Raw genomic sequence first — 25,338 nt, 5'->3', positions numbered from 1 at the left:
TCTTGTGGCACTAATGCCAATAAGTCAGCCTTCAAGGTTACACCAGTATGATCAATACCATTACTATCTAACCAAGCAGTTATCTGGGCAATTGTCCAAGTGCTATCTGGTTTAGTGTTATCGCCCGAATCAACGGGCGTTGTTAGTTTCCCGAAGCACTAGATGCTGCTGAACTTGCTGCGCTTGATCCAGCCGCTGCGTCAGAACCTGCTGCACTGGATGTAGCACCTGAATCAGTTGAACCAGTACTTGCTGGTACGAATTGAGAATCTAACTTAGCCTTGTAGGCAATAACCTTGATGTTACGAGGATCAGTAATAGATGCCCAAGTTGTGTCCTTAGCCAATTCGTCAATTGTTACAGTTTGACCGGCAGGAGTGAAGTCCTTAGCTACAGAAGTACCATTGACATGAGTAGCGATAACGCGACGGTTGATGATATTAGTACGTCCGCCTTGCTTACGTGCTTCACGTTCAGTTTCAACAGCATTCGCAGGTTGGGCAGTAGCGTAACCGACAGCGCCAGCGCCAAATACATAAGCTGTAGTAGTACCATCTGCATTTACTGGAATGTCATCATCAACAACGATCTGCATGCCGTTATAAACATTGATTGGAACAACAGCACCTGCTGGTTGAACTGTATCAATCATCTGTAACAACTTCATTTGACCGTAAACAGCGCTGTTAACAGCAATCTTAGAAACAGTGCTATCTTGTAAATCACCAAGTAATGCGATTGCTCCCAAGAATCCGGCTGCACCAAACGTGTTGGTTGGAGCCTTAACAGTTTCATCATATAACTTAGCTGTAGCAACATCAGAGTTAGCAAAAACACCAGCTAATGTTTTGAGCAAGATATTCTGATCAACACGATTCCAATAAGCGCCGAAACGTTGTGCAATTGTTTCTAGAGCATTGGCACCAGAAACTAAGTTAGAAATATCAGTTGCTCCAAATGCTTTTTCAAGACGGAACTTGAATGCCCGTTGTTCACCAGTTGTCAAACCAGCAACAGCAATATCGCCTTGATCAGTCCATGATTCTGGGTCACCCTCAAGGTCATTAATATATGGTAATGTGATGAAATCTCCAGGTGCTAGTAATTGTGTATTAACCTGATCGTCTGTATTAGGTGTTGTAATTCCGCTTTGAATAAAACGATTGGTTTTTGTAGATACATTTTGGACGTAGGGCCCGAATACTGAAGGGATAATTGCGTCCGAAAGTTGAAATTGTGCCATAATCTTGTCACTCTCCTGTTTTTATTTTTGCCCTGATAATCGGGCGAATTCTTCTGGATCGGACTTATAAAGTTCGGTCTGCTCCTCTAACGACATTTCAGCCAAGGACTTATTTCCAGTGTATGGAGCACCACTAGGATTACCGCCAGCCGTGGCATGAATGCCTTGGCTAGGTTTAGGATCCTTAGACTGAAACAGGTAACTGTCTGAATCTTCAAGGGACTTAAGCTGATCTGTCAAGCCAATTAGGTTATCGCCGTCAACACTAACTTTAGATTCATCAAGCAATGCACGAACAGCTTTAGGGTTACGTGCCCCAGCATCTCGCAAAGCCAAATCTATCTTGTTGTTCTTATTGATAGTAGCTATCTTGGCTTCATAAGCCGTGTTAGATTCTTGATTGGCTTGCTTGAGTTCATCAATTTTGGCAGATAGCTCTTTGCTGTTCCCAGCCTGTTTGCTCAACTCGTCCAATTGATCATCACGTGCACTCACTTGTGAGGTAAGATCCTCATTGCTTGACTTGAGCGAATCCACTTGAGACTGCAATTCTGCAACCTTGGCATCATTGGTATGTTCCTTACCAACCTCGGCCATAATCTTTTCAAGTGGATCTCCCTCAACGCCTAAATCCTTCAAAAACTCTCTTGTTAAACTCATGTTTGTTTCCACCTTTCGAATGTTTTACGGGGCAACGACCCCGAAATGGACATAAAAAATAAGCCTTTTAACGCCATACTTAGGGCGAAAACTATTAATACAATCTATCTTCATATCCCTCTGGAATTTCTACTGGGGCATCTGCTTCAATTCTACCATCAATAAACGTGGACAACCTTTTAGCACCAGCAGCAGAAACATCATATCCATCACCACTTGTAAGGTCTAAATGTTCATACAGTGGAAAATCAACCTCGAACTTATCTTCATACCTCTGAATTGCAGCATTCATGATCAGTGCTGCCCCATCTTCCACAAATAGCATTATTTTTTCGCCTCCACCATTTTATCAATCAACGAATCGCATATTTTAGCAGCATTTGGAAATATTTCTTTAATCAACGCCAACGAAGCTGGATTTGCTGCCCTTGATGAAGTGTACTCGGCAAAAAATTCAGTCTCTTCATTGCCGTAATCATTCCAATATTTGGATCCATGGCCAACTCTCCACGGACAATCAAACGCATCATATCCGGTACCGTCAATAATATCAGAAACATCACTATATTTTTTCAGATTCTTCAAAGCTGTTGGCTTGGTGTCACGAATAAAATCGCGTATCTTTTCGACACCTTCCCACGACTTGCTATCCTCTTCCATCCAAATTGCTTTTTCAGCCTTTTTACGTGGCCTCTTGCCCATCTGCATTGGAGACTTAGCTTCACCGTGATTAATGTAGTCAAATAAATCTTGTTTAATAGTATTACCAAGATCAAATTTTGGATCTCCAGTAACGTGGTGCGCCTCTTCATCAAATGTGTACGTTTTTCCAGCTAAACGTTTTTTGACCTGACCGCCAGTGGGTATCAACTGTTTACCATACACATCGTTCATGGATGCGCTGTCAATTGCATGTCCAATTTCATGAAAAACAGTCTGCATTGGTTCATTTATTTCATTGCCTTCAAAAGAAGAATTGCCCAAATGAACGTTATTGCCATCTGTGAAAGCATGATTATTAGCGGCTTTAGTCACATTTGCAAACTCAATATCTTGCCCATAATTGGCATATAGTTTACGAAGCTGTTCGTCTTCTAAATTCGAAATACTGCTCTTGAATTGGCTATAATATTCGTCACCAAAAGCCTCTTTGATATTAGTCTTCTCAAAAGCATTAATGATTTCCGAATCCTTGATAGACGGCTTGAGTTCGGTTTTAGCCGTCTTAGGTTTAGTGATACTCGAACCATAAACCTTTTCGCGACTATATTCACGTGACAAGAAGTCGTGTTTTTTAACTAATTGACGGATGGCAGACTGCTGATTACGGACCTGTAATTTAAAATGCTTAATACCGTCTTGATCACCTAATTCTTCAGCTGCCTGTAGTTTTGACTTAGATAATCTGATAGCCCGTTCCATACGTCGTTGGTTTCCCTGAACCTTAGCATTATCAATCGCTTGTTCAGGTGAAACTGGATGTAGATTGTTTGTGCTAACACCAGGAACAAATACGGTAAAGCTCCAATGGCTGCAATTAATTCCCAACGCTCCCCCAGCTGTGCCGTAACCGTGATTGTAAACCGTATCGTACTTAGGGTCGAACTTAGGATCACTTGGTGGAACCATATTTACCACAAGTCCCTGTATTGGTGCACATGCTTCACGTGCTGTTGGATGAGCTGGATATAAAACCAGGTGATAATCATAGTCATCCATACGCTGCTTAGTAACAGCACCATACGTTCGTGGCACTGTCGTATTAATCAACGTGTTGGCATATCCTTGTAACGTCCAATGATGACCACCTTTGTCAACGAATCCAGACTTCAAACCGCCTTGGTTTTGCCATTGATAAACCGTGTCACTCAACGCCTGCTGTGGGCTTTTAAGACCAGTAACAACTTTAGCAGTCGTCTTGTTAACGATATCAGTATATGCCTGTGCTTGTGCAGTGTCTTTAAAGTTTTGACTAATCAGCTTTTGGTTAACGTTGTTATTCAAATCACCCATAGTTTGATCAGTTAAACCCTTCATGACAGTATCAACTTCATTCATAGGCTGTTTACTTAAGCCAGTAGCTTGTTCTAAGCCGTTGTCAGCTGTTTCAACTGCTGCGTCTGTAATTACATCGATTAGCTTTTCAATCTGGATATTGCCCATTTTAGTAGCTGTAATGATCTGCTTGATGGTATCTTCATTCACTTTGTCTAATTCGGAAAGCTTTTGCATCTGCCACTTAAGGACATTATCACGGTCAATCTTATCAAGGCCGCCATCATTTAGACGCTTAATAATCTGTTTAAGTATTTCGTCCTGCAAATCCGAATAGATACCAGCAACACTACTGGCCTGGTCTTTTAACTGCTGTGGTGTAGCCATTATTCATCATCTCCGCCCGTTGTCTCTTCCTCTCCGAACGGTGTTTCAGGTGTTGCTGCTGTGGTCTCGTCATTAATTTCTTCCGCCCATTTCTTGGCTTCGGATTCTGGTAAATCATTGACTTTCATAATGGCATACCACTTAGGAACTAATCCAGCAGTCAACAGTTCTGTGATGTAATCAGCCTGCGATTTCTTGTCTACAAACACTCCGTCATCAAATTGCACATTAATATCCAAGTCGTCCATATCAACCACAGATGAAGCTAACGGTGCTTGACCATTGGTGTAAAGCTCGCCAGTTGATCCAATCTCAACCACAGCATAAACAAGTTCTTTTATGGATTGTTCAATCATGGTTAGATAACTAGACCGCGTTTGATAAGTCATCGAATTGTCTGAAACAACCTGTGTGGCTGTTACATCGCCGCTTGAATCTGCCTGACTAAACGTGCCAGTAGATAAGCCAATCTGTACTTCAAACTCCTTGATAAATCTATCTAAAGCGTCCTTATATTCCTGCGTACGAATATCAGACGTCACATCTTGTGGCTTAAAGTCATCGCTTTCACTATTGCTGCTCAAAAATGTATCTTCATCACTGTCGAAAGTTGGCTTGTGCACTTCATCAAACTTGACCATCTGTTCAGGAACAATAATGCGACGCTTGCCCATTTTAACCTCACGTACGAATTGATCATGCGTGATATTAATGGCATCTAATACTTCTCTGGAGTTATCAACTAAGCCTGCACCTAGTGGGCTTTCTAGCGATTTGTTATTGGCTCCAGGCGTCTTAAAGTAAGCGAACAGTGGATGACTTAATCCGTCTATCACAACTTCTGGTTCAATATCTTCGTAGCATTCACTTAATGGCACTTGATTACCCACCACGTCGGGCGTATCAGAACGATACAACTCGTTGTCAATCACATAATGATCGCCATTGCTATCTCTATTCCAGCGGTGAAACTCTAGCAAGGTGTAATAAGTGGTAGAATGATTGGCATTGCTCTTAACCGTCACAGAAGCGATACAGGCTTCACTTACGCCGTTCGTATTAGACTTAAGTGGATAGAACTGATCTGCTCTAATCCACGCAATTTTAATCTTATCGTGGTCTGTAGAATCCACATAAGGACGCATAGCAAAATCACCTAATGCAATACCCTTTTCTAACTCTGTTTCATACTTATTCTTGAAATCATTGTCTTCAAGAACTTGTTTAACGAAGTCCTGAACTACGTCGGAATTGGCATTGCTGTTACCTTCAACGCTTTCATCTTGAGATACGGCTAAACTGCCAATATTCACGTCACATTTCTCATTGAAACAAATGCTTGCGATACGTCTAGCGGCTGTCTTAGTCATGTTAAGACTATAGAACGGCCGTGTTTCTGCTTTTTTCAATGATGAAATATATCGAATATCTGGAAAATGATTGGAATAATATATTTTGTTTCGATGAATTCGTTCATATTCTCGTGGATCAAGTGATATTCGTGAATCATCGGTGATCTTTGTCAACGAGTTACCATACATTGTCTGTGCCACTTTGCTCACCGCCTTTCCGAAAAACTCTTTTACTCTCGCAACTAAATTATGAATATCATCCACCCCCTAGAATTTGAGGCCTAAATCTCTTAAATTGTCTAACACAAAATACTGAAATGAATCGCAAGTATGGTCGTGCTCCTTGATTACCTTAGGATCATCACTCTGTAATGTATCTGCATCCCATTGATAGCGTCTATTTTCGTCTATGAAAATATCATTCTCAGGCTTTGCCAAATAAAAAAACCTACCCTGGGCGAGTAAGTTTTGAACGTTATCAATCATTTGTGTTTTCTTTTTCTTGGCCACGTGATGCCAATGATTGCCATACTTCAAAAAATATTGATGATCTAAGGCAAAATCAGACGTGGCCGAATCAGCTGAACGTTTGACTGGATACATGCCCCATTCATTAATACAGTCATTCTCGAACTTGTATAAGTCCTCTACAAACTCACTTGGTGCTTTCTTGTTGACCTTCTTAACTGGGCTGTAGTAATAGGTGTTCAACAACACCACATTGCCCTGCGTGGTCAAGCCAAAGCACGATTCGGTGGTTGCTGATACTTCTTGCCCACTATCTTGCGAGAAATAAATAGCACGAATCCGGTCATCATCTGGGATAGAATTCCATTTATGAAATAAATTCATGTTGTAAATATTGGTACCTAATCCAACTGGCTCGCCCAGATACAGCCAACGATAATAATCGAAGTCGTTCTTTTTGTACTTCTCAATCAACTTAAGCTGCTGATCAGTCGTGATATTAAGTTTGTCATCAAGATAAGTCGAAGTATCAATTAGATAGTCTGAATCGCTCTCATTGTCCGTTATCCACTCGTTGATCCAATCGTACGGATTCCTAGGCGGGTTGTATGAATAATATATCTTAACGTCATTAACCCACGGCGATTTGTTACGGATAAATGTCGGGTTCGTCTCATCGAATACTTCGGCGCTCTTGAAGTTAGCAGCTTCTTCGTACCAGAGTCCAATCACATTAGGCACTGTGTTAGACTTCAAACGTTCAGGATCATTCGCACCATAAAAGTAAAACGTATTGCCAGAAGTAATGTGTGTGATGTGCATTGGGCTTGTCGTGCTCTTAAACTCATTAGACATGTGCAGCATACCAATTGCCCACTGAATTTGTCCGAAGACCGAATCACGTAAATTGGTTTGATTCTCACGAATACAGATCACGTTAGCTTTATGGCCAAACTGGGCTTGTTTTTTAAGCATCATAACCAGTTTTAAGCTAATCGTTGATGACTTGAATGACCCACGGCCACCCTTAGCAATCACATAAGGTCGCTTAGTATTCCACAACTTAGAGAAGTGAGGATTAACAAGTTGACTAATCTTAATTTCACTCATCTTGATCACCTTCTAAATCGTCTAGAATTACCGTCTTATCAATGCCATCTGTATCACCCATGAGCATTTTAGCTTTAAATTTGGCTATATCAGCATCTGCTTCAAGCTTGCGAATTTTTTGCTTTTCGACCTCTTTACTATCATTTTTGAGCTTACCATTTAGTTTGAACCACAGTTCAGCTGCGGCTACTTGCTCCTTGGTAGCAGCTGGCGTTATAGAGGTCTCATTCGTTTCATATCCAGATCTCATAGTAGCTGTTGGCTTAGATCCCTTTTTTACGCCTCTCAAAGCAATTTCTTTTTTTAAGTTGTCGGTTTGAACAAAATCGCGTTTGATAGGCTTACCAGCAGCAATTCGATAGATGTTTTTTAGCACTTCGTCAGCTTCGTCAGACTCACGCTTTTCAACGTTGCCAGTCTTTTTAATGATATATTCATGAATTCCAGTATTTTCCAGTAATTGTTTAGTTGCGTTCCGAGCTGTACCCTTTGCGTAGCCTGCGTTTATAGCCGATTGATAGGCGTTGTTAGTTTTAATGAATTCATTGGCAAACTTTTTCTGTTTTGCCGTTAATTTTCGCTTCATTACATATCACCACACCTCCATGTGTTCAAATTTAATTATTAATTATGGTCGTAGTGTCTCACTTGTGTCTTCACGAACCCTGAACCCTTGAAATGGTCTTTCTTATGATCGTATTGGTGGCGTGATTTCTTAGGCTTACGATCAAGTTCACCAAAAATACGTGCTTCTGTGCGACTTACATATCCATACTTATTTGTATTTATCATAATCATCACTTCTTAGCTCTGTAATGGTTGTTTCAAGTTTACTAACTGTTCCGAAAAGATCAGCAACTTGTGCTCGCAAGCTGGCAATAACATCTGGTAGCATTCCATCATCTAACTCAACCTTATTGCCGTTGAGATTCACACCCATAATCCCGTCCTTCCTAACATCAAAGTCCTTCTTTGCATGAGAACCCTTATACTGGTAAATTGGAGCACCGTCAGTTGATTTGATTGTATGATCATTCGTATTACTCGTTTCCATCTTGTTTTCCTCCTTAAAATTAACGCAACAAAAAAAGACGGTTTCCCGTCTAACTTGTTGGTCTTAACCAGAGATCCAAATTGATACTTATTCGTGGGTAACTATCAATTAGATTCTCCTCACAAAAACCAATATCGAAGTGTGGATTTGCACCACACATAGTATTGAATGACTGTCCATGACTGCGTGCGTCTGTTCAATACCTTGCCTTGCGTCTACCTATTCCGCCACTCGATACGAGATAGTTACGATTGTGTACGGCCACACATACGTCTTAGTGACTGTAGCTATCTCAATACTGCCGACGGGATTCGAACCCGCATTTTCCGTCTTACCGAATTAAACGACGACAGTGCCTCGAAAGATTGTTCGTTTGTAAAACTTGTAATCGTCAATTATTTAGAAAGGAGGTAGATATAAAATGGACTTGAACACCAGTTGCTTAATCTTTCGATATTACCAATATAACCCCGTTTTAAGCGCAATATGTCCGATGTTTTTCCGATAAAATTCCGAAATAATTCCGATAAAAATCCGATAAAATTACGATTTTATTTTTTCTTCGTCATAGACGTGCAAGTCAACATTCGCAATACCTTCGTAAGAATCTGCGAACGCTTGTAATGCATATGTCTTGTAGTCGCTGAATCGTGAATTCATGTAGCCTAACTCATCCGATACAATATCGTTGCTCTTATGCTGAATTAAGCTTTCAATCAAGATAAACTGTGACGTAGCATCACAATAACGAATCGCCTTAAGTACTAATTCAACCTGTTCTAACTTGCCGAGATGATCTACTACTTTTTCCTCGGCCGAATTACCAAAGCCTTCGCTCTTAGGCATGCCGTCCATGGAGGGCGACTTGATCGAAGCAGGATTTATGCCGGCAACTCTGCACATACGAGGATATTCTTTTTTAAAAAATCGCTTAACATTGACAGCCGTTTTACCTAAATCAACTGATAAACTATGCAGATACCAGTTAGGATAATCTTTTTCCAAAAGTCGCCACTCCCCTGTGTTCCGTGATATAATTGAAGTTGAGTGGTCCAACTATATCGAGGAAGCTGGTATCTTTAGGTATCGGCTTTTTTGCTGTCTAAAATATCAATTGCCAAAGTAACGTGATGGACTTGACCAGTAACATAATAATTCCAGCTGCTGCTAAAAGAATCACCGAACAGCCACAACCAGCGCCGATAATGTCCAAAATGCCCTGCATATATTCCCTCATAAGATCTCCTCTAAAATAAGCTAATGTCCTTTGTGTCTTCACTTCTAATCAAGTCGTGCCAATCCTTATTAACAAAACTCTGTAAAATGTGATTATTTTTAAAATACCGATAAGTTACATTTTTCGTATCTTTAAAGTAAATTACCGTTTTTCGAATCTTGTACTGTTTGACCGCTATATTGTGATTCATTAAAAATGCTTCAACACTTGATGGCAGTCCTTCTTTTTCTTGGTTCATGCTAATTTCTCCTTGAATTCTTGTGTTTTACGATCGTACCTAGCAATCATTACAGGTACGTTGTATTTGTACTCGAACAGATTCATGCGTAAGCTTGCGTCTGCCGTCGTTTTCATCCCTTTAATGTCAATGGCCTTGATCAATTCATTACCCTCATAAATCGTGAAATCTGGGGTATAGACGCGATGCCGTTTTGCTTTACCGTTAATTTTGAATGCCGGGCAAATTTCAAATGATTGGTGATATTTAAAATCTGCCTTCTGAATTCTCAACAACTTGTAGTAGGCAATTTCTGCTAACGAATCGAATTCAATTTCGTCGTACAACTGCTTACGGTTGTGATACTTGCTAGGCTTCTTCTTGGCTGGTTTTACTAGCTCTTCTTTATGTAACGGGATAACTCCCGTTGGATATCTGAATACCCTAGATGATTGGGTCATTAGCGAGTGCAATAAACGAATCCTTGACCATTTTGGTAAACTCTTCTTGGTGCCCCATGATTGCCTTAGTTAAGTCGGTTGGCTTCCAGAGATCAACGTTTGACGTGTCTTCAATCCAGTCAATCAATCCACTTGAGATCATCCCAGCCGTTTTAGTGCCATCCATTCCGTCGATATCATCTGGAAGAATTACATTATCGATGTAATTTTGAACTTTACGTTTTATATCTTTATTCATTCTTTTTCCTCCTCATCTGGTCCAATATTGACTACCGTAATTGCTTTATCTTGTCTTTTCCGTTTTGCATATCTTGCACGACCAGACGGTGTTGACAGAAACTTAATGGATTCAATTTTTACGTTAAAGTATTCTGCACATTCCTCGGCGGTGCCCAGAAACAAGAATGTATCACCTTTATAAACTGCATAGTCGTTTTTCTTTCTCATGAAAATCAGTCCTTAACTGGCTCATACATTTCGTTGAAGGTTTTATCTGACAAAATTTGCGGAATAAGCCCGCCGTCATATACAAGCCAATCGTTTTTATGAACAACTTGAAAATTGAGATAATATCTAAGATAGCCTTGGTCTGCAAATGGCTGTAATAAATCATACTTTTTTGTCATTTCAGGTGTGCCGTCAAATTGTTCGGCAATGATCGCATCTTTTCTACGAAATTTCATCGTCACTCCAGCCGAATTACCGACTGTCTCGGTGATGGTCACGTCCTTCTTATGAAACTTCATCATTGCTTTCCTCCCGTTCCAATTCATCGTTTTCTTCCGAACCATAAATAAGTTCAACTGCAATTTGCAACTCTGTCAAAGGCGTTTGGTCTCTCCATTTGATGAAGTCTTCTGATACTGGTAGCCATTCGGCTGCAGCGCCCATATTCCAATCACGTTTAGCTTTCCCTTCATCATAAGCAAAGATGCTTTGCATTGTGCCTATAAAGGTTAGCCCGTTTTCTCCCTCTGGAAGAGCCCATTTGATACGTTCCTTTACGCAACTCGGTAAATCCATCTTGGGTGGCACTGCTTCATCTTTTTCAATAGTCCATCCGTATATGTTTTTCATTGCTTCCTCAAATGTCATTTTTCATCCCTCAATTCCAAAAAACTCATTAGCTGTGGTTTCTAAACAGCCCATTATTTTTAAAAGTAAATTCGGTTCAATACGTTTGCTCTGCCATCTAGTAATACGGTATAGACGTCTTGGCTTTACATTGATTTCTTTTGCAAGCCGGCAAACAGGCATATGCCGTTCGGCTAGAATTAATCTCAAATTATTCTTCATGTTTGCTCTCCTTGTGCTTGACCAGGTCTGTAACTAACTGATTTAATTTGTGTTTTGTATATTTTTCTTCGGCTAATCCTCCAAGCGCCGCAATGTCCAACCCAGTCACCTTGAATAGATATTGCTCGGCCTCACGCCTATTTAATCTTCCATCCATAAATCACACACCCATCTTACGGATATGACTGTAACTGATCACCGTGCGGTAATTCATCTCACGTAGTTCAAGCTCGTTAAACGTTTCACTACTTTCAATCGTGATCAAAGCTGAGTTGTTGTAAAACTTGAGAATGCGACCGGTTACCTGTGGTTGACCATCAAACGCGTTCTGATAAACCAGTGAACCAGCCTTGAGATTTTTAGGAATATTCGCTTTTTCTAGTTTGATGCCGTTGCTGATTGGTGCAATATTAAATTGACTTTGATTAAAATTACTGCCGCCACTGTGGTGTGCTACGTAAGTACTGACTGAATCTGCCATATTTTTCACCCGCCTATTCTTAGTGATTTGCGATCATCATCGCTTAACTTGATTGGTTTTAACTGATATTTTCGGCAAAATGTTAAAATTCCAATCGTGTGCTGTTCTTCGTGATGCTTACGGCATAGAGCCATAAAATGATATTCCGAATGGTCAATATGTCGTCTATTGCGTCCCATACCAACCGTTTCATAGTGCGCAATGTCCGCCGGCTTTCCGCAAATGCAGCAACGTCGATGACGGAGGCACTGAATCATGATTGGATAACTATTTTTGATTAGATCCCAGGTCTTGGTTTTAAACGGAATATCGTTGTTAAAACAAAAGTTGATAATGCTCTCAATAAACCGCGTTGCCGTCTCTACTGAACAATCATGCATTAAGAAATACTTGGTATTAGTTTGAACCGTATATCTCACTTTCATAATCTGTTCAATCTCAAGTGGCATATAGCCTGACCAATCACAGATATCGTTCATAAGTGCCCATGCCTTAGCCCGCTGTGCAGGCGTGATAGTACGACCATCTTCCAGGTCGATTTCAACACTGGGCTGTTTGCCATTTGACAGCTTAGAAACCTTTCGCAAGTCTGGTAAGTCATTGAGTTCAACAATGACCTTATTACCAGCTATTCTGTTGATTTTGCCGTTTAAAATCATTGTTGAACCTCCTTAGCTGCTCCGTTTGCTCCGTAGTTTTGCCAAACGTTCGTTGAATTCTTGTTGTGTTTTTGCATCAGCCATTGTATCTGTCACTTCATAATCGGATTTTGCCCAATCTGGAAGAGTTTCCTTCTGCACAGGCGTTCTCTGACGCCAGTTTGGTTTGCTGTACTGGGACTTCATCAGTTCTTGATGCTTAGCAGCTGCCTCTTTTGCCTGTTCAATGGTTGTGATTTTGCGTTCTTTCCAGCCATCTAGAACTTTGTCAATGTACCGATCAGCACCTTTTGACTGCACATCACGTTTACCGGCTTCGGTTATTGCATAGATAATCATGTCTTCCGAAAAATCAGCTCGCCAATGTTCAAAGTCTTGTTGAACAATTGCATTAGGAAATCCCCAAAGATTTTCCCATGTCTCAAATGAATTTGGTGAGACCGTGCCTTCTTCATATTGTTTAGTTTCGTTTAGTTTATGTTTAGTTAATGTGTTACTTTCATGCTTACTAGTATGCGTACTGTCTTGCGTACTACTATGCTTACTACTTTGATTACTTTCATGCTTGCTATCTGACGTATAAAGTGTGCAAACATGATAAGAAGTGGCTTTTCGACCGTTCGTTTTAAAGTCAATTAATTCCAATTGCTTTAAAATATTTCGGTTCTTGAGGATTCCTGAACGTGATAATCCGGACAATGATTCAAGCGTTACATTCGCAGCAGTAAACCATTCCTGCCAGCTAGTCTTGTTGTTTATGGACATCAATGCGTGCCATAAAGCTATCTGACCAGCGGACAGCCTTGCTTTATATAGCTTAAAATCGTCAAACGCTCGAATCTGCTGAATATAGTTCAATGTGCCACCTCCTAGTAAATTAATTCTTCTGGATCAGTGATAAATCCAGTTAGCTGACGAGTAGATTTGCAATACTCGCAATGCTCGCATCTTGTAGGCTCGGCTTCGTGCTTTTCTACCTGTACTACTCTTGGCAAATGTTCTTCAACACTCGTTACTGCCTCTGTCATGTCTTCAAACGGTACTTCTATGGCTGCTAATCCGTTTCCTTGGGTTTTATCTACCGCGAATACATAGCAGGAAAACGGCTTGTGATACATACCCTGTAACATCTTTTTGTACATGCCCATCTGGGTGGCATAATGGCGATCCTTGAAAAACGATACCCATTGATGATCATCAACAGACCAATGCTTTTTATTGAGATCATCAACTGTTTTGATATCACAGAAATAACCTTTTTGAACATTCAAACTATCAATTTTGCCTTTCCAAGGAACTCCGAACATGTTTCCCGTAACAATTGATTCTTTCTCACAGTCTTCGTCGTTGTAGAAATATTGAAATAGATCATCATCATCTAATCGCTTAATCATGTTTTCTGCCGTTTGAAAGTCTGAACGCAGTCCTTTTTTCGTATGAATCAGGTCTTTTACTTTTCCAGAACTATTTTTGAACTGGCTGTATTTGTTAACAAAACTCTCATGTGATTCAACTGATTCAAAATAAGAATGAACATAATTGCCAACTAGTAACGGTGTTGCAGGTTCTTCATCAATCGACGGATTTTCTAAGTTAAACAATGCATTCGCTTCACACTTGAGAAAATATTGATAAACGGAATTGGACATGTAACGCTTAGCCATTTCATTTGTGTAATAGTTCTCCTTGTTCAACGGGCGGCTCTTGACTGCTTTCTTCAGCATTATTGTCATCTGGTTTCACCTCTGAATCTTTAGTTTTTGGTTGATCGATTTCTTTACTTGCTTTGTCAGCTTTTTTCTGTGCCTTGTGGAATCCTTTTAACAAATCAGTGGTAGTTTCACTTGCTGGTGTTTCTTCGACTTCAACAGTTTTTGTCTGATGGCTAGTTACCGGCGGTTTATCGTCTTCGGTGTACAATGCTCCTAACGTTTCAGGGAACGCCTCACGTAAGCAGTTAACAATGGCCGTCTTACGAATCATATTCATTGGCATTGACTTCCATGTTGCTTGGCTCTTGCTGAATTCACTCATGCTGATTTCTGTACGCACAGGTTCATCTCGATCGTTACGTTTCACTTCTGCCCAACCACCAATTAGAACGTCCTTAGGTAACTTGATAGCCCCTGGTAAATACTTAATGTCTTCGCCTCTAGTAACAATTACCCCAGCTTTAAAGCCACGATAATGTTTATTATTTTCTGCCCGTTTCATGAATGCTTCTTTAGAAACAATAATTTGTGCAGGATTAGATCCGAACTTGACTAGATATGCTTCATTCAAGAATGGATTCAAATGCTGGTACCGGCAAAGCTGCAGAAACATCACAACTTCTTGATCTGATACATTGCCTTGCCCACTGACAAGAAACTGTTTAACCATATTACCTGAGAGCTTGACTTGTTCACCGTTCACTTCGTACTCAATCGGCTTATCTAACAATTCATTAGCCATAAATTAGTCCTCCCCGTGTTCTTCCAGAGCGCCTTGCATATATGATGCAAGTAATCCGCGTTCTTTAATTGTGCCGTTCATGTAGATGTCGTCCGCAAAATCGGCAACAGCGTCGTACATTTCTTTATCATTCAATGTTTCAAAAGCTGTTCGAATGACTTCATCATCTGTTAGATCTTCTACTTTCATTGTCATTGCCTCATTTCGTGATGTATAATTGAGGCATAGATATTTAATCTATGCGTTGTTATAGTGATTGTGCAACTCTGCTTGGCGGCTGTTGGTTGCACTTTTTTTGTGTGTAAAAATACTTGTTTCGTTCATTCCAAATCTGACAAATTCGTCTATCAAAAACCCTGTGGCTAAAAATCCAAAAAATGTAAAAAAGCTCATTTGTGATTGCCTCCAATCTCATCATTGATCCATTTTTCATGCCTACGTCCGGCATCAAAGCTCAATAAACATAAAGCACCGATTGCTAAACCAAACAATGTAAAAAATCCAATCATGCTGACTTCCTCCTAAATTTGATGTTTTTCTAAAACCTGTTTATGTGCGTTTTGCCAAGGCTTAACATCGCTTCTGTGATAAACACGTGCTGATCCTTTTGGATACCATGGAAAATCAATTCGGTACCATTTGTTAAACGTGGCTGGCGAACAATGCAGTTCTTCTTTACAGAGTACTGCTTGGGTAATAACATCATCTTTTCCCTTGTCAACTTCTTCTCTAGCTTTTTGGCTAACCATCAACTTGAACAATTTATTGACAATTGCATTTACACTCTCATCACTAAGCTCGGCCTTAACGTGGATATCTTCTAAATTTGTCATGCCATTACCTCCTGTTCATCAGCCGCAAAAGATTGGATCTCTGCTTGAATTTCTTCTTGCTTTTCTTTGTGGTATTTCTTCATGAACGCAATTTCATCAGCTGTCCATAAACTACGTTGCTTACTTCTTATTCCCTCTGCCTTTGTCTCTAAAGCTTTGCGGTCTAACTCTTCGCTGTTGGCTCTGATTTGCTGTGCCAAAACCTGCCGTGAATATGGATTATCAGTAATCAAATCAATTTTGAATAATAAACAGCTCCATTGAACACCGAACCAAAAATCATTAATCACTGTTGGTAATTCCAACAATACATGATCCGGAATTGGTCGTGTATCTGATAACCAATTTGAAACGTTCGTTGCTGTGGTGTGCATTGAATCAGCTAGTTCATAGTTACGAATGTCTTTTCGCTTCAAAACTTCACGCAATGCCTTCTTTAATTCTTCTTGCATAAATTCACTTCCCTTCAATGTGAACTTGGTGGGATTTTTTCTCACAGTGCCACGAATTAAAATATAGTTAAAAGATAGTTGCGAGTGAATCTTGAATTTCTTGATGGGCATTGTCTCGATGAATCTTAAGCAAGCCTTTCAAGCCCATTTCGCTTAATTCGGATAGGAAAGCCTCACGACCCTTGTAGCGGTCATCACTTTCAACAACTTTTCTGATTAATTCTTGTTTATTCATGAAAATCATCTCCTTTCGTTCTTTGAAAATTTAATACTGTTAATCACCCCACAAGGTATAATTATCTTGAAGGAGGTGAATAATAATGACTGATAATGAACAACGTGCTAATGATTTGGCATGTGCTGTAGTAAGTGGACTTATTTCAGCTAAAACATCTAATGGTTTTGATGTTGATGCATTAGCAACTTATGAGGACGTTTATAAAAAAGCACTAAATAAATTTAACGAGAATCATGATTAGTTTTTTCAATTGCGTCACCACATAGAGTTACAGTTCCAATCTTGTGCCCCTTGCTACTTCCGATAGTTTGGAGCACTTTTTGAATATCGGATACAGATCCTTCAATCGTTAGTTTCATTTGATCACTCCTAAACTTTTTGCTTGATAGAATTGATTTCTTTTTCACTCTCCGTGATTGGTGACTCAAAAAAAAGATAGTCAACCGTTTTGCTATAGAAATTAGCAAATTTTTCCATAGTTTCCTTAGATGGAACTTTGTTATCAGTTTCTACCTTAGAAAGCATTGAATAACTGATTCCTATAGATTCTGCTGCTTGTTTTTGAGTTAATTTATTTTTTAAACGTTCTTTTTTAAGATTATTCATTTAAAAGCCTCCTTTCACTCTATGTGAATATCATATAACCACTAGGAGTGAAAGTCAACACTTATAGTGAAAATATTTATAATTTGTTTCTTTTCACTGTTAGTGATAGTAAGCTATACATATATACAAGGAGTGAAGAGTATGACTAAAGGCCAAAGAATAGCTGAATTACGATTGCAGAAAAAAATGAGCCAAAGCGAATTAGCAAAAGCTGCTCATGTCAGTCCCAGCACAATAGGAATGTGGGAAACAGATCAGCGTGCAATTAAAGACAATGATCTTGTTAACCTTGCAAATTTATTTGATGTCACTGTAGATTATCTACTCGGCCGCACGAACGATAAACACGAAGAAGTTCTTGCAGCAGCTCATCTAGATAAGGATCTTAAGGATATGACCCCTGAACAACGTAAAGCGGTTTATGATTTTATTGAATTCCAAAAGAAACGAATTGATCGCGAGGAAGACAGACATAAGGAGTAACTGCCATGGATAGAATTGATGAGATTATGAAAAACTATCCAGAACTTAAGGTTGAGTACGTTGTCATGGATAATGAACTGGGTGGTTACATTTATAGGAATATAATTCTGCTTGATGCCAACAAATCAGAAGATGAATTAGTGCCAATACTATATGAAGAACTTGGTCATTATGAGACAACTGTCGGCGATATTAGCCGATATTCTTCTCAAAGCGACCTTAAGCAAGAATATCGTGCTCGTGTTTGGGGATTAAAGCATTTGGTTACCAAGTCTGCGATCAACCATTTTAAAAAACAAGATTATGATGATGATTACGAGGTTGCCGACGAACTAGGCATTAAGATTACCTATCTTCACGAGGCAGGAGAAGTTTACAAAATTAAGGAAAACTAACACTTTGGAGGAAGTTTCATATGAACTGGTTAAGCTATATAGGATTTTTTGTTGTTATTGCGTCATTTGCATATATTGTCTGGCAATTAATCATGAAATTTATTGGGAAACTTAAACATAGCAATTCGCATAAAGGATTTAAAAAAATTGGAATTAGTTTGATATTCTTGATTATCGGGTTTGCTCTGGTTTCTACCTATAAAGAAACTAAAGCGGATATCGCGGCAGATAAAAAAGAAGCCAGAATTGAGTCTAGCAAAAAAGCAAGTGAAAAAGAAGCATCTAAAAACGCTCGGTCGAAACGCAAGGTTAAGGCTGAAGAAGAAAAACACGCAAACAGTGTTTCGGAAAGTAAAGCCAAGGCTAAGAGTGCCTCTAAAGATGAAAGCTCTAAAAAAGTGAAGGCAAAAAAGGAAAGTAAAGCAAAAATTGCCTCCGAAAAAAGGGCAAAGGATAAGAAAGCATCTAGAGCCGAAAGTAAGGCAAAAAAAGAAAGCAAAATAAACGCTAAAAAAGAAAGCAAAGCTGCCAAGTCTGCAAGATCTGCTTCTAAAAAAGCGGAAAAAGCTAGTTTGAAAAAGGCTAAAAATAAGCAAATACAAAAAAATTTTACTGACTACAAAACATTTTTAAGCACCGTACCTAGCAAAACAAAAAACGCTATTACTGATGCTTACCTAGATAATACTAGTGAAGTAACCGTCTTTGTTCTAAATGATGATGCCATGAGTTTAAATAGTAATAGCTTAAAAACTGTCGCTAGATCAGCTTGGAATACAGGCAACAGGATTGTTGGCAATTACACGCCCTTCCCTAGCAAGTACGAGAACTATGAACGCATTACTATTGAAGATGGTGCTGGTAATAGAATTGCACATACTTCTCTATTTGGAGGGTTCAAATTTGATGCAGACTAAAAATTACTATGAGTTGTAGGTAAAGATTAAACACTAAAATTTTGGAGGAGTAAAAATGTTCATAAAAATATTAGGATGGTTGTTATTAATTTTTTGTATTTTTTTGATTTTAGGCAATTGGGATGATACTAAAAGTAAGGACAAAACTAAGAAAAAGACTGGTTGGCACTGGATTATAGGATGCTTAATTGTTATTGTATTATTCAGCTTTCCTATGATTAATCATCATTCGGTTGCAAGTTCATCAAATCAAACAGTCAGTAATGCGGAGAAATCCCGTGAAAGCAAAGCTCAAAAATTAATTGATGCGCTTAATAATCAGTCCCCTCAATCCGATTTTGCTAAAGCAAAATTAGCACTTTCAAAAATAACAAGAAAATCTAAGAAAAATTCATTAAAAAAGGAACTTAACATGGCTATTAAACAGAAAAAAGAAAGTAACAAACCTGTTGTAAAAGCTAAGGAATCATCAGAACCAAAGACCGATTCTAGTTCGCGTCAAAAAGAAAGTTCTTCTACTAACTCATCTTCTAAGTCTAAAAAGAATGTTCCTACTGAATATGCCTCTGCACTTAATAAAGCCGAGGAATATGCAACCACTATGGATTTATCTGAGCAAGGGTTACATGATCAACTAACCTCAAATAGTGGTGAAGGCTTTTCTGAAGCGGCAGCACAATACGCATTAAATAATTTAAAAGACGTTAACTGGAACAAAAATGCCTTGGATAAAGCAGAAAATTATGCTAATTCTATGGATATGTCGAAACAAGGTATCATTGATCAGCTTTCGTCTTCATCTGGTGAACAGTTTACGGCTTCACAGGCTCAGTATGCTGTTAATCACCTGACGGATGTTAATTGGAATGAGAATGCATTAAATAAGGCAAAAGATTATCAGGATATGGATATGTCGAAGTCAGATATCAGAGAACAATTGTCATCCTCGTCTGGTGAACAATTTACTCCTGAACAAGCTCAGTATGCTGTTAATCACTTAAAGTAATATGATCTGCATGAATTGCGGAAAGAAATTTAAATATTAAAAAATAAATGCCCTTACTTGGGCTTTTATTTAACACAAAAAAGAACATATGTTTGATTTTTGGAACTGAAACTTCACAAAGGAGCTAATTTGCTATGACACAAAAATGGAAACTACTTAAGCGTTACCCCAATATCTACGAGTATCAGACACAGAAAGGCAAACGTTATGGCATCAGACGGCACTATACCGATTTTGAACATTCACATCCAGAGTTCACACGTAGTGGATTTCAAAGCCGTGAGGACGCTTCTGCCGTGTTGAAAGCATTTGAGGATAAGTTATACAATAATACTCTACCGACAGGAAGACGGCAAAATGAGACGCTCTCACAATACTTTGAAAAGCTTAGTAATGAAAAATTAAAAACAAAGCAGTGGAGAAAAATTAGTTATGATAATTACAAGCGAATTTTCGACAATCATTTGAAACCTACGTTTGGTAATACTCCACTTGATAAAATTGATCGAAGACGTTATCAAGATTTAATTAACTCCAAAATTGATGATGGCTATTCTCGTTCGATGATTCAAACAGTTAATCACGTGATGCAGATGATCTTGAATAATGCAGAAACATTTGACGTTATCAATAAGAATAAATTAAAACGTATCGAAATTATTGGTGGTAAACCGGCTAAGAATCAGACAATCGAAGATAGTGACTATCAGAAATGGATAGAAACGGCACAAAACATACTACCGCCCTTCTATTTTGCACTTGTGCGAATGTTAACTCTAGGTGAGCGGCGTGAGGAATTAATGGGATTACGATTTAACTCTTTTGAATTTTCTCGAGATAAAGGCATTGAAAGCTGCGCCATCAAATTTGATACTGCACGCAATCCGGTAGAAAAAGATGGAACTGGACTTAAAACACGTGCTGCTTATCGTACAATAGTGGTTAATGGAGATATGTGCCAAATCATTCACGATATGTTGGACGAATCAAAAAAGATAAGAATCAAACACAAACAAACGATTTTGCAAAACGATTTTGTGGCCGTTTCTTTGAAACGTGGTAAGCCACTATCAGCAATGACAGTCGACCGAATGTTTAACAAAGTTAGTGATCAGTCTGGGATTAGAATTAATCCACACAAATTACGGCATTATTTTGCGACCTTGGCCAAAGATCAGAAATTATCTGATACAAGCATCATGAGATGGCTGGGACACTCCCACATCGATATGACTAACTATTATGCGCAGCCAAACCAAGACAGTATCCTACGGGTCTTCAAAGGTGTTAGCAATAAAATTTAATCCCCCACAACAATCCCCCACGTATATTAGCGAAGATGAAAAGTAATGAATAATCAGAAATTAAAAAACCGGCTAAACACGCATTTTGATTGCATTCTGTTTAGCCGGTTTTTATTAATTTTTATGGGTTACACTATCTTTTCTTTTGACTCATTTAAAAGAAAGAAATTTCAAAAATTTGTGAAGCTTCACTTTGAGGTTTTAAATCATTCATTCCCATTTTTTCTTCTAGTTCGCCAGTACTGTCAACATTGTCTGCAATTCCCCACCAAGGTTCGATACAAACAAAGTTTCCTTGTGCGGGATATGGAGACCAAATGCCAACGTAAGGTGCGTTTTTAACTGTTAATGCAACGCCATGATCGTTTTTCGAATTATCTAACATGAGTGTTGTTTCAGGATCATGTAATTCAAGAATGAGCGCATCATCTTTGAACGTTTCATGCGTTAATGCTAACGGTTTGGTAAAATCAACTGGAAATGCATTCTTAGCATCATTTAACGGTGCTTTTAATGGAATTTGAGTATAGCTTTGTTTAGGCGCTACACTTAGTTTTACATCTTCAAAAGTCTGATCTTTGCCAAGATTAGTATTAAAGCCTGGATGGCCACCAACAGAAAACAAGAGATGATTTTCAGCATCAGGATTATATACGCGATAAGTTTCTTGTAGTTCATGATTTTTTAAGTCAAAACTTACAACAAGTTCAAATTCAAATGGATACATTTTGTGCGTTTTATCATTGTCAATTAATTTTAAAGTTGCATGTGTATCGTTACTGTCAACGACTTCAAAAATAGAATCACGAGCGAAACCATGTTGATGCATTTCGTAGTTTGTTCCCTCGTATTTGTAATGATCATCTTTTAGACGGCCAACGATCGGAAATAGAATCGGAGCATGTCTACCCCAAACTTTTTTATTAGCAATCCAAATATATTCTAAATCGTTATCTAACGATCTCACACTCGTTAATTCGGCACCAAGTTCGTTTATTTCTACTTTTAAATATTCATTTTGCAATGTAACCATTAATTCAAACCCCATTTATCTATAAAATATATTGACTAAGATCCTTATTACCAGCAATGTCACCAATTTTTTCTTCTACATAATGTTCTGTAATGGTAATATCACCCATTTCCATATCGGCACCTTCGTACAAAATATCTTCCAATAATTTTTCCAAAATAGTATGCAAACGACGAGCGCCGATGTTTTCTGTCTCATGGTTAACATTATAAGCAATTTCCGCGATTTTGTTAATGGCTTCAATGGTAAACGTTAACTTGATGTTGTCCGTGCCAACTAAAGCAATGTACTGCTTAACTAAGGCGTTATTTGGTTCTGTTAGAATTTTGACAAAGTCTTCTTTTGATAGATCATTTAATTCAACTCGAATTGGGAAACGACCTTGTAATTCAGCAATCAAATCACTTGGTTTTGAATCGTGAAAGGCCCCTGAGCCAATGAACAAAATATGATCAGTGTTAATAACACCGTATTTTGTGTTGATTTCAGATCCTTCAACAATTGGTAAAATATCTCTTTGAACACCCTCACGAGAAACTTCACCAGAATTTTGCTTTGACTTAGCAATGATTTTATCAATTTCGTCAATAAACACAATACCGGTATTTTCAGCACGCTTAATTGCATCGTGATAAAGGTCACCATGGTTAACTAATTTATCTGATTCTTCGCGAACCAGTATTTCGCGAGCTTCAGACACGGGCAGCGTGCGCTGAATTCTCTTTTTAGGTAACATCTGTCCCAATGATTCTCCAAGATCGATACCCATTTGTCCCATCATACCATTCATACCGGTTTTTTGTTGGGGGTCATCCATTGAAATAGTAACTTCATGGTTTTCAAGAAGTCCACGTTTTAACTGTTCTGCAACAGAAAGTCGTTGATCACGCACCTCATCACTTACTTCTTCTGGTTGAGTTGGATTTTCGGGAGTTTCACCACGTTGCATTTTTTCAACCATACTCATTAAGTTTTGAAAATCAACCCCGTTCTGCTTTTGCTTATTATCTTTCTTAACGGCGGGGACTAAAAGTTTTACTAAGCGATTGTCAGCACGTTTTTCAGCCTCTACTCTGACGTTTTTAAACTGACTTTTTTCTTCCATTCGAACGGAAACGTCGACAAGATCACGGACCATTGATTCCACGTCACGACCCACATAGCCGACTTCTGTAAACTTTGAAGCTTCTACCTTCACAAAAGGTGCATCAACAATTTTGGCTAAACGGCGAGCAATTTCCGTTTTTCCAACACCTGTTGGTCCAATCATTAACAGATTTTTGGGAGTAATGTCTGTTTGCATTTCTGGAGAAAGTTGTAAACGGCGGTAACGGTTACGTAAAGCAATCGAAACGGCCTTTTTGGCAGCATTTTGCCCGATGACGTATTCATTAAGTTCGCTAACAATCTGTTTTGGTGTTTTATCAATTTCAGCCATTATAAGTCCTCCTAAAATGATTCAGAAATAACATGGTGGTTAGTAAAGATATCAATATCACCAGCCACATTGATTGATGTTTCAGCAATTTCACGTGCGGATAACTGTTGAGCGTGTTTCTTTAAAGCTTTAGCAGCAGCTAGGGCAAAGTTACCACCTGATCCAATTGCTAAGATCCCTTCATCTGGTTCGATAACTTCGCCACTACCAGAAACCAAATACATTTCGTTCTTGTTCATTACAATGAGCATGGCTTCTAGTTTTTGTAAGTTCTGGTCGCTTCGCCAAGCCTGGGCAAGTTCTACTGAAGCACGTTGTAAATTACCGGAATATTCAGTGAGCTTTTTTTCGAATTTGTCTTCTAAGTTAAAAGCATCGGCAACACTTCCCGCAAAGCCTACTACGACTTCATTGTTGAAAATACGACGAATTTTTTTGGCGGTACCTTTCATAATATATTTTTCACCCATTGTGACTTGACCGTCCCCAGCCATGGCGTTAGTTCCGTTATTATGAACCGCGATAATTGTTGTTGCTTCAAATTTTACTGGCATTAATTGTTCTTCCTTTCACTACTCGTGTGTAGCCCGGGGGAAAAATTTACGATAGTTGCTTTGCAAATTTTCTGGGGTTACATGTGTATAGATTTGAGTTGTTGATAAACTGCTGTGTCCTAATAGCTCCTGTACGGTGCGGAGGTCTGCCCCGTTATTCAATAGCTGTGTTGCAAAAGTATGGCGCAACATATGCGGATGAATATGGCTGGTAAGACTACTTTGTTTGATAATTTGATTTAAAACATACTCAATTCCCGTTGAGGTAATGGGATCACCATAATGATTTATAAAAACAAAATCATGTTGCTTATGATACTTTGTTATAAGCGGTTGACGGCAATTAGTCTGGTAAGCTTTCAGTGCATTGAAACAATACTCACCAAATGGAACATAGCGTTCCTTGTCACCCTTACCACGAATGAGCATCATTTTTAATTCAAAATCGATACTTTTCCATTTAAGGTTGGCACACTCGCTAACTCGAATACCTGTACCGTATAAAACTTCTAATAAGGCACTATTCCGTAATGCTAACGGTGAATCTGATTTTGCTGCTTTAAAAAGTGCATCCATCTCTTTTTGATAAAAGAAACGGGGTAATTGATTTTGATGTTTTTTTAATTTGATACCTGCAAAAGGATTGCTGGATACCAAATCATTTTTGGCAAGAAAGTTGTAAAACGAGCGTAGACTTGACAGTTTTCTAGAGATCGTCGTTCGACTATATTTACGATCAAATAAATCCGTCATAAAAACATTTATATCCAGATGATCGATTTGTTTAAATGGTTTCATACCACCGTTTTGTTTTAAAAACGTGCAAAACTCCTCTAGATCACTGCGATAAGCCTTAATGGTATCATCAGAATACTGACGTTCTACGCGCAGATATTCAAGAAATAAATTGATGTCGTCTTGCTCCATAATAAAACCTCCATACACTTGCCACTTTAGCAAAGTACGGAGGAAAACTCAATAACAAACCCCGTCAAACGCTCAGAG

General features: G+C 38.8%; 40 protein-coding genes. 6 read left to right on the top strand and 34 right to left on the bottom strand.

Annotated elements, in window-relative coordinates:
- Nucleotides 1-142: 142 nt before the first annotated feature.
- The 28 genes from IV87_RS03640 to IV87_RS11040 form a co-directional block, all read right to left on the bottom strand.
- The gene (locus tag IV87_RS03640; RefSeq protein ID WP_057805589.1) at nucleotides 143-1,243 is read right to left on the bottom strand and encodes a hypothetical protein; all 1,101 of its coding nucleotides are present in this window, start codon (nucleotides 1,241-1,243) and stop codon (nucleotides 143-145) included.
- 21 nt (nucleotides 1,244-1,264) lie between these two features.
- Complete coding sequence (locus IV87_RS03635; protein WP_057805588.1) at nucleotides 1,265-1,903, bottom strand: phage scaffolding protein; 639 nt, start codon at nucleotides 1,901-1,903, stop codon at nucleotides 1,265-1,267.
- A 94-nt stretch (nucleotides 1,904-1,997) separates the two neighbouring features.
- Complete coding sequence (locus IV87_RS03630; RefSeq protein WP_057805587.1) at nucleotides 1,998-2,228, bottom strand: hypothetical protein; 231 nt, start codon at nucleotides 2,226-2,228, stop codon at nucleotides 1,998-2,000.
- Nucleotides 2,228-4,285: a phage minor capsid protein gene (locus tag IV87_RS03625; RefSeq protein WP_057805586.1), complete on the bottom strand. Its 2,058-nt coding sequence runs from the start codon at nucleotides 4,283-4,285 to the stop codon at nucleotides 2,228-2,230. The genes IV87_RS03630 and IV87_RS03625 overlap by 1 nt, the downstream gene beginning before the upstream one ends.
- Complete coding sequence (locus IV87_RS03620; RefSeq protein WP_143053143.1) at nucleotides 4,285-5,838, bottom strand: phage portal protein; 1,554 nt, start codon at nucleotides 5,836-5,838, stop codon at nucleotides 4,285-4,287. The genes IV87_RS03625 and IV87_RS03620 overlap by 1 nt, the downstream gene beginning before the upstream one ends.
- 66 nt (nucleotides 5,839-5,904) lie before the next feature.
- A complete protein-coding gene (locus tag IV87_RS03615) occupies nucleotides 5,905-7,215 on the bottom strand; it encodes a PBSX family phage terminase large subunit (RefSeq protein WP_057805582.1) in 1,311 nt (436 codons plus the stop codon).
- Nucleotides 7,208-7,801, bottom strand: coding sequence for a terminase small subunit (locus IV87_RS03610; protein WP_057805580.1), 594 nt, complete (start codon nucleotides 7,799-7,801; stop codon nucleotides 7,208-7,210). Before IV87_RS03610 ends, IV87_RS03615 begins: the two co-directional genes overlap by 8 nt.
- 38 nt (nucleotides 7,802-7,839) lie before the next feature.
- Nucleotides 7,840-8,007 (bottom strand): hypothetical protein, encoded by a 168-nt coding sequence (locus IV87_RS11050; RefSeq protein WP_156407373.1) that lies wholly within the window; start codon nucleotides 8,005-8,007, stop codon nucleotides 7,840-7,842.
- Nucleotides 7,991-8,269 carry a hypothetical protein gene (locus tag IV87_RS03605; RefSeq protein WP_057805578.1) on the bottom strand — a complete coding sequence of 93 codons (279 nt, stop codon included), beginning with the start codon at nucleotides 8,267-8,269 and terminating at the stop codon, nucleotides 7,991-7,993. The genes IV87_RS11050 and IV87_RS03605 overlap by 17 nt, the downstream gene beginning before the upstream one ends.
- Nucleotides 8,270-8,812: 543 nt before the next feature.
- On the bottom strand, nucleotides 8,813-9,274 hold the full coding sequence (locus IV87_RS03600) for an ArpU family phage packaging/lysis transcriptional regulator (RefSeq protein WP_057805576.1): 462 nt from the start codon (nucleotides 9,272-9,274) through the stop codon (nucleotides 8,813-8,815).
- A 97-nt stretch (nucleotides 9,275-9,371) separates the two neighbouring features.
- On the bottom strand, nucleotides 9,372-9,506 hold the full coding sequence (locus IV87_RS11285) for a hypothetical protein (RefSeq protein ID WP_258390187.1): 135 nt from the start codon (nucleotides 9,504-9,506) through the stop codon (nucleotides 9,372-9,374).
- Between the two features lie 10 nt (nucleotides 9,507-9,516).
- The gene (locus tag IV87_RS03595) at nucleotides 9,517-9,744 is read right to left on the bottom strand and encodes a hypothetical protein (protein ID WP_057805574.1); all 228 of its coding nucleotides are present in this window, start codon (nucleotides 9,742-9,744) and stop codon (nucleotides 9,517-9,519) included.
- Entirely contained in the window at nucleotides 9,741-10,196 is a 456-nt protein-coding gene (locus IV87_RS03590; RefSeq protein WP_156407372.1) for a DUF1064 domain-containing protein, read from the bottom strand. Before IV87_RS03590 ends, IV87_RS03595 begins: the two co-directional genes overlap by 4 nt.
- A complete protein-coding gene (locus tag IV87_RS03585) occupies nucleotides 10,168-10,422 on the bottom strand; it encodes a hypothetical protein (RefSeq protein ID WP_057805570.1) in 255 nt (84 codons plus the stop codon). The genes IV87_RS03590 and IV87_RS03585 overlap by 29 nt, the downstream gene beginning before the upstream one ends.
- Entirely contained in the window at nucleotides 10,419-10,631 is a 213-nt protein-coding gene (locus IV87_RS03580) for a hypothetical protein (protein WP_057805568.1), read from the bottom strand. The genes IV87_RS03585 and IV87_RS03580 overlap by 4 nt, the downstream gene beginning before the upstream one ends.
- Nucleotides 10,632-10,636: 5 nt before the next feature.
- Nucleotides 10,637-10,933 (bottom strand): hypothetical protein, encoded by a 297-nt coding sequence (locus tag IV87_RS03575; protein ID WP_143053144.1) that lies wholly within the window; start codon nucleotides 10,931-10,933, stop codon nucleotides 10,637-10,639.
- Complete coding sequence (locus tag IV87_RS03570; protein WP_057805565.1) at nucleotides 10,917-11,279, bottom strand: hypothetical protein; 363 nt, start codon at nucleotides 11,277-11,279, stop codon at nucleotides 10,917-10,919. Before IV87_RS03570 ends, IV87_RS03575 begins: the two co-directional genes overlap by 17 nt.
- A 3-nt stretch (nucleotides 11,280-11,282) precedes the next feature.
- Entirely contained in the window at nucleotides 11,283-11,480 is a 198-nt protein-coding gene (locus IV87_RS03565; protein ID WP_057805564.1) for a hypothetical protein, read from the bottom strand.
- Complete coding sequence (locus IV87_RS11045; protein WP_156407371.1) at nucleotides 11,470-11,637, bottom strand: hypothetical protein; 168 nt, start codon at nucleotides 11,635-11,637, stop codon at nucleotides 11,470-11,472. Before IV87_RS11045 ends, IV87_RS03565 begins: the two co-directional genes overlap by 11 nt.
- Nucleotides 11,638-11,640: 3 nt before the next feature.
- On the bottom strand, nucleotides 11,641-11,961 hold the full coding sequence (locus IV87_RS03560) for a hypothetical protein (protein WP_057805562.1): 321 nt from the start codon (nucleotides 11,959-11,961) through the stop codon (nucleotides 11,641-11,643).
- A gap of 5 nt (nucleotides 11,962-11,966) precedes the next feature.
- Nucleotides 11,967-12,620, bottom strand: a complete 654-nt coding sequence (locus IV87_RS03555) for a putative HNHc nuclease (protein WP_057805561.1) — start codon at nucleotides 12,618-12,620, stop codon at nucleotides 11,967-11,969.
- A 12-nt stretch (nucleotides 12,621-12,632) separates the two neighbouring features.
- The gene (locus IV87_RS03550) at nucleotides 12,633-13,478 is read right to left on the bottom strand and encodes a DnaD domain protein (RefSeq protein WP_057805559.1); all 846 of its coding nucleotides are present in this window, start codon (nucleotides 13,476-13,478) and stop codon (nucleotides 12,633-12,635) included.
- Nucleotides 13,479-13,489: 11 nt separating this feature from the next.
- Nucleotides 13,490-14,353: a PD-(D/E)XK nuclease-like domain-containing protein gene (locus tag IV87_RS03545; RefSeq protein ID WP_236698962.1), complete on the bottom strand. Its 864-nt coding sequence runs from the start codon at nucleotides 14,351-14,353 to the stop codon at nucleotides 13,490-13,492.
- Nucleotides 14,286-15,074 (bottom strand): phage recombination protein Bet, encoded by a 789-nt coding sequence (gene bet, locus IV87_RS03540; RefSeq protein WP_057805557.1) that lies wholly within the window; start codon nucleotides 15,072-15,074, stop codon nucleotides 14,286-14,288. The genes IV87_RS03545 and bet overlap by 68 nt, the downstream gene beginning before the upstream one ends.
- A gap of 3 nt (nucleotides 15,075-15,077) precedes the next feature.
- Nucleotides 15,078-15,263 carry a hypothetical protein gene (locus IV87_RS03535; RefSeq protein ID WP_057805552.1) on the bottom strand — a complete coding sequence of 62 codons (186 nt, stop codon included), beginning with the start codon at nucleotides 15,261-15,263 and terminating at the stop codon, nucleotides 15,078-15,080.
- A gap of 332 nt (nucleotides 15,264-15,595) precedes the next feature.
- A complete protein-coding gene (locus tag IV87_RS03530; RefSeq protein ID WP_057805550.1) occupies nucleotides 15,596-15,907 on the bottom strand; it encodes a hypothetical protein in 312 nt (103 codons plus the stop codon).
- The gene (locus IV87_RS03525; protein WP_057805548.1) at nucleotides 15,904-16,359 is read right to left on the bottom strand and encodes a hypothetical protein; all 456 of its coding nucleotides are present in this window, start codon (nucleotides 16,357-16,359) and stop codon (nucleotides 15,904-15,906) included. Before IV87_RS03525 ends, IV87_RS03530 begins: the two co-directional genes overlap by 4 nt.
- 67 nt (nucleotides 16,360-16,426) lie before the next feature.
- On the bottom strand, nucleotides 16,427-16,594 hold the full coding sequence (locus IV87_RS11040; RefSeq protein ID WP_156407370.1) for a hypothetical protein: 168 nt from the start codon (nucleotides 16,592-16,594) through the stop codon (nucleotides 16,427-16,429).
- Nucleotides 16,595-16,679: 85 nt separating this feature from the next.
- On the opposite strand from IV87_RS11040, the gene IV87_RS11035 reads away from it, so the two are divergent.
- Entirely contained in the window at nucleotides 16,680-16,838 is a 159-nt protein-coding gene (locus IV87_RS11035) for a hypothetical protein (protein ID WP_156407369.1), read from the top strand.
- On the opposite strand, the gene IV87_RS11030 is transcribed toward IV87_RS11035, so the two are convergent.
- Together IV87_RS11030 and IV87_RS03520 are read right to left on the bottom strand one after the other, a co-directional pair.
- The gene (locus tag IV87_RS11030; protein WP_156407368.1) at nucleotides 16,819-16,956 is read right to left on the bottom strand and encodes a hypothetical protein; all 138 of its coding nucleotides are present in this window, start codon (nucleotides 16,954-16,956) and stop codon (nucleotides 16,819-16,821) included. The two genes, IV87_RS11035 and IV87_RS11030, sit on opposite strands and share 20 nt — an antisense overlap.
- Nucleotides 16,957-16,966: 10 nt before the next feature.
- Nucleotides 16,967-17,203 (bottom strand): helix-turn-helix domain-containing protein, encoded by a 237-nt coding sequence (locus IV87_RS03520; RefSeq protein WP_057805546.1) that lies wholly within the window; start codon nucleotides 17,201-17,203, stop codon nucleotides 16,967-16,969.
- Nucleotides 17,204-17,344: 141 nt separating this feature from the next.
- Between IV87_RS03520 and IV87_RS03515 the strand changes: the two genes are divergently transcribed.
- The 5 genes from IV87_RS03515 to IV87_RS03495 all read left to right on the top strand — a co-directional run bounded on the left by IV87_RS03515 (nucleotide 17,345) and on the right by IV87_RS03495 (nucleotide 21,308).
- Nucleotides 17,345-17,686 (top strand): helix-turn-helix domain-containing protein, encoded by a 342-nt coding sequence (locus IV87_RS03515; RefSeq protein WP_057805544.1) that lies wholly within the window; start codon nucleotides 17,345-17,347, stop codon nucleotides 17,684-17,686.
- A gap of 5 nt (nucleotides 17,687-17,691) precedes the next feature.
- Nucleotides 17,692-18,081: an ImmA/IrrE family metallo-endopeptidase gene (locus tag IV87_RS03510; RefSeq protein WP_057805542.1), complete on the top strand. Its 390-nt coding sequence runs from the start codon at nucleotides 17,692-17,694 to the stop codon at nucleotides 18,079-18,081.
- Nucleotides 18,082-18,101: 20 nt separating this feature from the next.
- Nucleotides 18,102-18,998 carry a cell envelope integrity TolA family protein gene (locus IV87_RS03505; protein WP_057805540.1) on the top strand — a complete coding sequence of 299 codons (897 nt, stop codon included), beginning with the start codon at nucleotides 18,102-18,104 and terminating at the stop codon, nucleotides 18,996-18,998.
- A gap of 55 nt (nucleotides 18,999-19,053) precedes the next feature.
- A complete protein-coding gene (locus IV87_RS11205; RefSeq protein ID WP_057805538.1) occupies nucleotides 19,054-20,004 on the top strand; it encodes an Ltp family lipoprotein in 951 nt (316 codons plus the stop codon).
- Nucleotides 20,005-20,138: 134 nt separating this feature from the next.
- On the top strand, nucleotides 20,139-21,308 hold the full coding sequence (locus IV87_RS03495) for a tyrosine-type recombinase/integrase (RefSeq protein ID WP_057805536.1): 1,170 nt from the start codon (nucleotides 20,139-20,141) through the stop codon (nucleotides 21,306-21,308).
- 154 nt (nucleotides 21,309-21,462) lie between these two features.
- On the opposite strand, the gene IV87_RS03490 is transcribed toward IV87_RS03495, so the two are convergent.
- Genes IV87_RS03490 through xerC form a run of 4 tightly spaced genes read right to left on the bottom strand, consistent with a single transcriptional unit; the run spans nucleotide 21,463 to nucleotide 25,260 of the window.
- Nucleotides 21,463-22,341, bottom strand: a complete 879-nt coding sequence (locus tag IV87_RS03490; protein WP_057805534.1) for an aldose 1-epimerase family protein — start codon at nucleotides 22,339-22,341, stop codon at nucleotides 21,463-21,465.
- Nucleotides 22,342-22,360: 19 nt separating this feature from the next.
- A complete protein-coding gene (gene hslU / locus IV87_RS03485; RefSeq protein ID WP_057805532.1) occupies nucleotides 22,361-23,779 on the bottom strand; it encodes an ATP-dependent protease ATPase subunit HslU in 1,419 nt (472 codons plus the stop codon).
- Between the two features lie 11 nt (nucleotides 23,780-23,790).
- Nucleotides 23,791-24,333: an ATP-dependent protease subunit HslV gene (hslV, locus tag IV87_RS03480; RefSeq protein WP_057805530.1), complete on the bottom strand. Its 543-nt coding sequence runs from the start codon at nucleotides 24,331-24,333 to the stop codon at nucleotides 23,791-23,793.
- 18 nt (nucleotides 24,334-24,351) lie between these two features.
- Nucleotides 24,352-25,260, bottom strand: a complete 909-nt coding sequence (gene xerC / locus IV87_RS03475; RefSeq protein WP_057805528.1) for a tyrosine recombinase XerC — start codon at nucleotides 25,258-25,260, stop codon at nucleotides 24,352-24,354.
- Nucleotides 25,261-25,338: the final 78 nt, after the last annotated feature.

The organism is Pediococcus ethanolidurans, from assembly GCF_001437405.1.
GTDB lineage: Bacteria > Bacillota > Bacilli > Lactobacillales > Lactobacillaceae > Pediococcus > Pediococcus ethanolidurans.
Note: the sequence above shows the minus strand (reverse complement) of the source record. Positions and strands in the feature narration are given on the sequence as shown.

Coding starts and splice junctions, on each gene's coding strand:
- IV87_RS03640 (WP_057805589.1), bottom strand. CDS start 1,243: ATGGCACAATTTCAACTTTCGGACGCAATTATCCCTTCAGTATTCGGG.
- IV87_RS03635 (WP_057805588.1), bottom strand. CDS start 1,903: ATGAGTTTAACAAGAGAGTTTTTGAAGGATTTAGGCGTTGAGGGAGAT.
- IV87_RS03630 (WP_057805587.1), bottom strand. CDS start 2,228: ATGCTATTTGTGGAAGATGGGGCAGCACTGATCATGAATGCTGCAATT.
- IV87_RS03625 (WP_057805586.1), bottom strand. CDS start 4,285: ATGGCTACACCACAGCAGTTAAAAGACCAGGCCAGTAGTGTTGCTGGT.
- IV87_RS03615 (WP_057805582.1), bottom strand. CDS start 7,215: ATGAGTGAAATTAAGATTAGTCAACTTGTTAATCCTCACTTCTCTAAG.
- IV87_RS03610 (WP_057805580.1), bottom strand. CDS start 7,801: ATGAAGCGAAAATTAACGGCAAAACAGAAAAAGTTTGCCAATGAATTC.
- IV87_RS11050 (WP_156407373.1), bottom strand. CDS start 8,007: ATGATAAATACAAATAAGTATGGATATGTAAGTCGCACAGAAGCACGT.
- IV87_RS03605 (WP_057805578.1), bottom strand. CDS start 8,269: ATGGAAACGAGTAATACGAATGATCATACAATCAAATCAACTGACGGT.
- IV87_RS11285 (WP_258390187.1), bottom strand. CDS start 9,506: ATGAGGGAATATATGCAGGGCATTTTGGACATTATCGGCGCTGGTTGT.
- IV87_RS03595 (WP_057805574.1), bottom strand. CDS start 9,744: ATGAACCAAGAAAAAGAAGGACTGCCATCAAGTGTTGAAGCATTTTTA.
- IV87_RS03585 (WP_057805570.1), bottom strand. CDS start 10,422: ATGAATAAAGATATAAAACGTAAAGTTCAAAATTACATCGATAATGTA.
- IV87_RS03580 (WP_057805568.1), bottom strand. CDS start 10,631: ATGAGAAAGAAAAACGACTATGCAGTTTATAAAGGTGATACATTCTTG.
- IV87_RS03575 (WP_143053144.1), bottom strand. CDS start 10,933: ATGATGAAGTTTCATAAGAAGGACGTGACCATCACCGAGACAGTCGGT.
- IV87_RS03570 (WP_057805565.1), bottom strand. CDS start 11,279: ATGACATTTGAGGAAGCAATGAAAAACATATACGGATGGACTATTGAA.
- IV87_RS03565 (WP_057805564.1), bottom strand. CDS start 11,480: ATGAAGAATAATTTGAGATTAATTCTAGCCGAACGGCATATGCCTGTT.
- IV87_RS11045 (WP_156407371.1), bottom strand. CDS start 11,637: ATGGATGGAAGATTAAATAGGCGTGAGGCCGAGCAATATCTATTCAAG.
- IV87_RS03560 (WP_057805562.1), bottom strand. CDS start 11,961: ATGGCAGATTCAGTCAGTACTTACGTAGCACACCACAGTGGCGGCAGT.
- IV87_RS03555 (WP_057805561.1), bottom strand. CDS start 12,620: ATGATTTTAAACGGCAAAATCAACAGAATAGCTGGTAATAAGGTCATT.
- IV87_RS03545 (WP_236698962.1), bottom strand. CDS start 14,353: ATGACAATAATGCTGAAGAAAGCAGTCAAGAGCCGCCCGTTGAACAAG.
- bet (WP_057805557.1), bottom strand. CDS start 15,074: ATGGCTAATGAATTGTTAGATAAGCCGATTGAGTACGAAGTGAACGGT.
- IV87_RS03535 (WP_057805552.1), bottom strand. CDS start 15,263: ATGAAAGTAGAAGATCTAACAGATGATGAAGTCATTCGAACAGCTTTT.
- IV87_RS03530 (WP_057805550.1), bottom strand. CDS start 15,907: ATGACAAATTTAGAAGATATCCACGTTAAGGCCGAGCTTAGTGATGAG.
- IV87_RS03525 (WP_057805548.1), bottom strand. CDS start 16,359: ATGCAAGAAGAATTAAAGAAGGCATTGCGTGAAGTTTTGAAGCGAAAA.
- IV87_RS11040 (WP_156407370.1), bottom strand. CDS start 16,594: ATGAATAAACAAGAATTAATCAGAAAAGTTGTTGAAAGTGATGACCGC.
- IV87_RS11035 (WP_156407369.1), top strand. CDS start 16,680: ATGACTGATAATGAACAACGTGCTAATGATTTGGCATGTGCTGTAGTA.
- IV87_RS11030 (WP_156407368.1), bottom strand. CDS start 16,956: ATGAAACTAACGATTGAAGGATCTGTATCCGATATTCAAAAAGTGCTC.
- IV87_RS03520 (WP_057805546.1), bottom strand. CDS start 17,203: ATGAATAATCTTAAAAAAGAACGTTTAAAAAATAAATTAACTCAAAAA.
- IV87_RS03515 (WP_057805544.1), top strand. CDS start 17,345: ATGACTAAAGGCCAAAGAATAGCTGAATTACGATTGCAGAAAAAAATG.
- IV87_RS03510 (WP_057805542.1), top strand. CDS start 17,692: ATGGATAGAATTGATGAGATTATGAAAAACTATCCAGAACTTAAGGTT.
- IV87_RS03505 (WP_057805540.1), top strand. CDS start 18,102: ATGAACTGGTTAAGCTATATAGGATTTTTTGTTGTTATTGCGTCATTT.
- IV87_RS11205 (WP_057805538.1), top strand. CDS start 19,054: ATGTTCATAAAAATATTAGGATGGTTGTTATTAATTTTTTGTATTTTT.
- IV87_RS03495 (WP_057805536.1), top strand. CDS start 20,139: ATGACACAAAAATGGAAACTACTTAAGCGTTACCCCAATATCTACGAG.
- IV87_RS03490 (WP_057805534.1), bottom strand. CDS start 22,341: ATGGTTACATTGCAAAATGAATATTTAAAAGTAGAAATAAACGAACTT.
- hslU (WP_057805532.1), bottom strand. CDS start 23,779: ATGGCTGAAATTGATAAAACACCAAAACAGATTGTTAGCGAACTTAAT.
- hslV (WP_057805530.1), bottom strand. CDS start 24,333: ATGCCAGTAAAATTTGAAGCAACAACAATTATCGCGGTTCATAATAAC.
- xerC (WP_057805528.1), bottom strand. CDS start 25,260: ATGGAGCAAGACGACATCAATTTATTTCTTGAATATCTGCGCGTAGAA.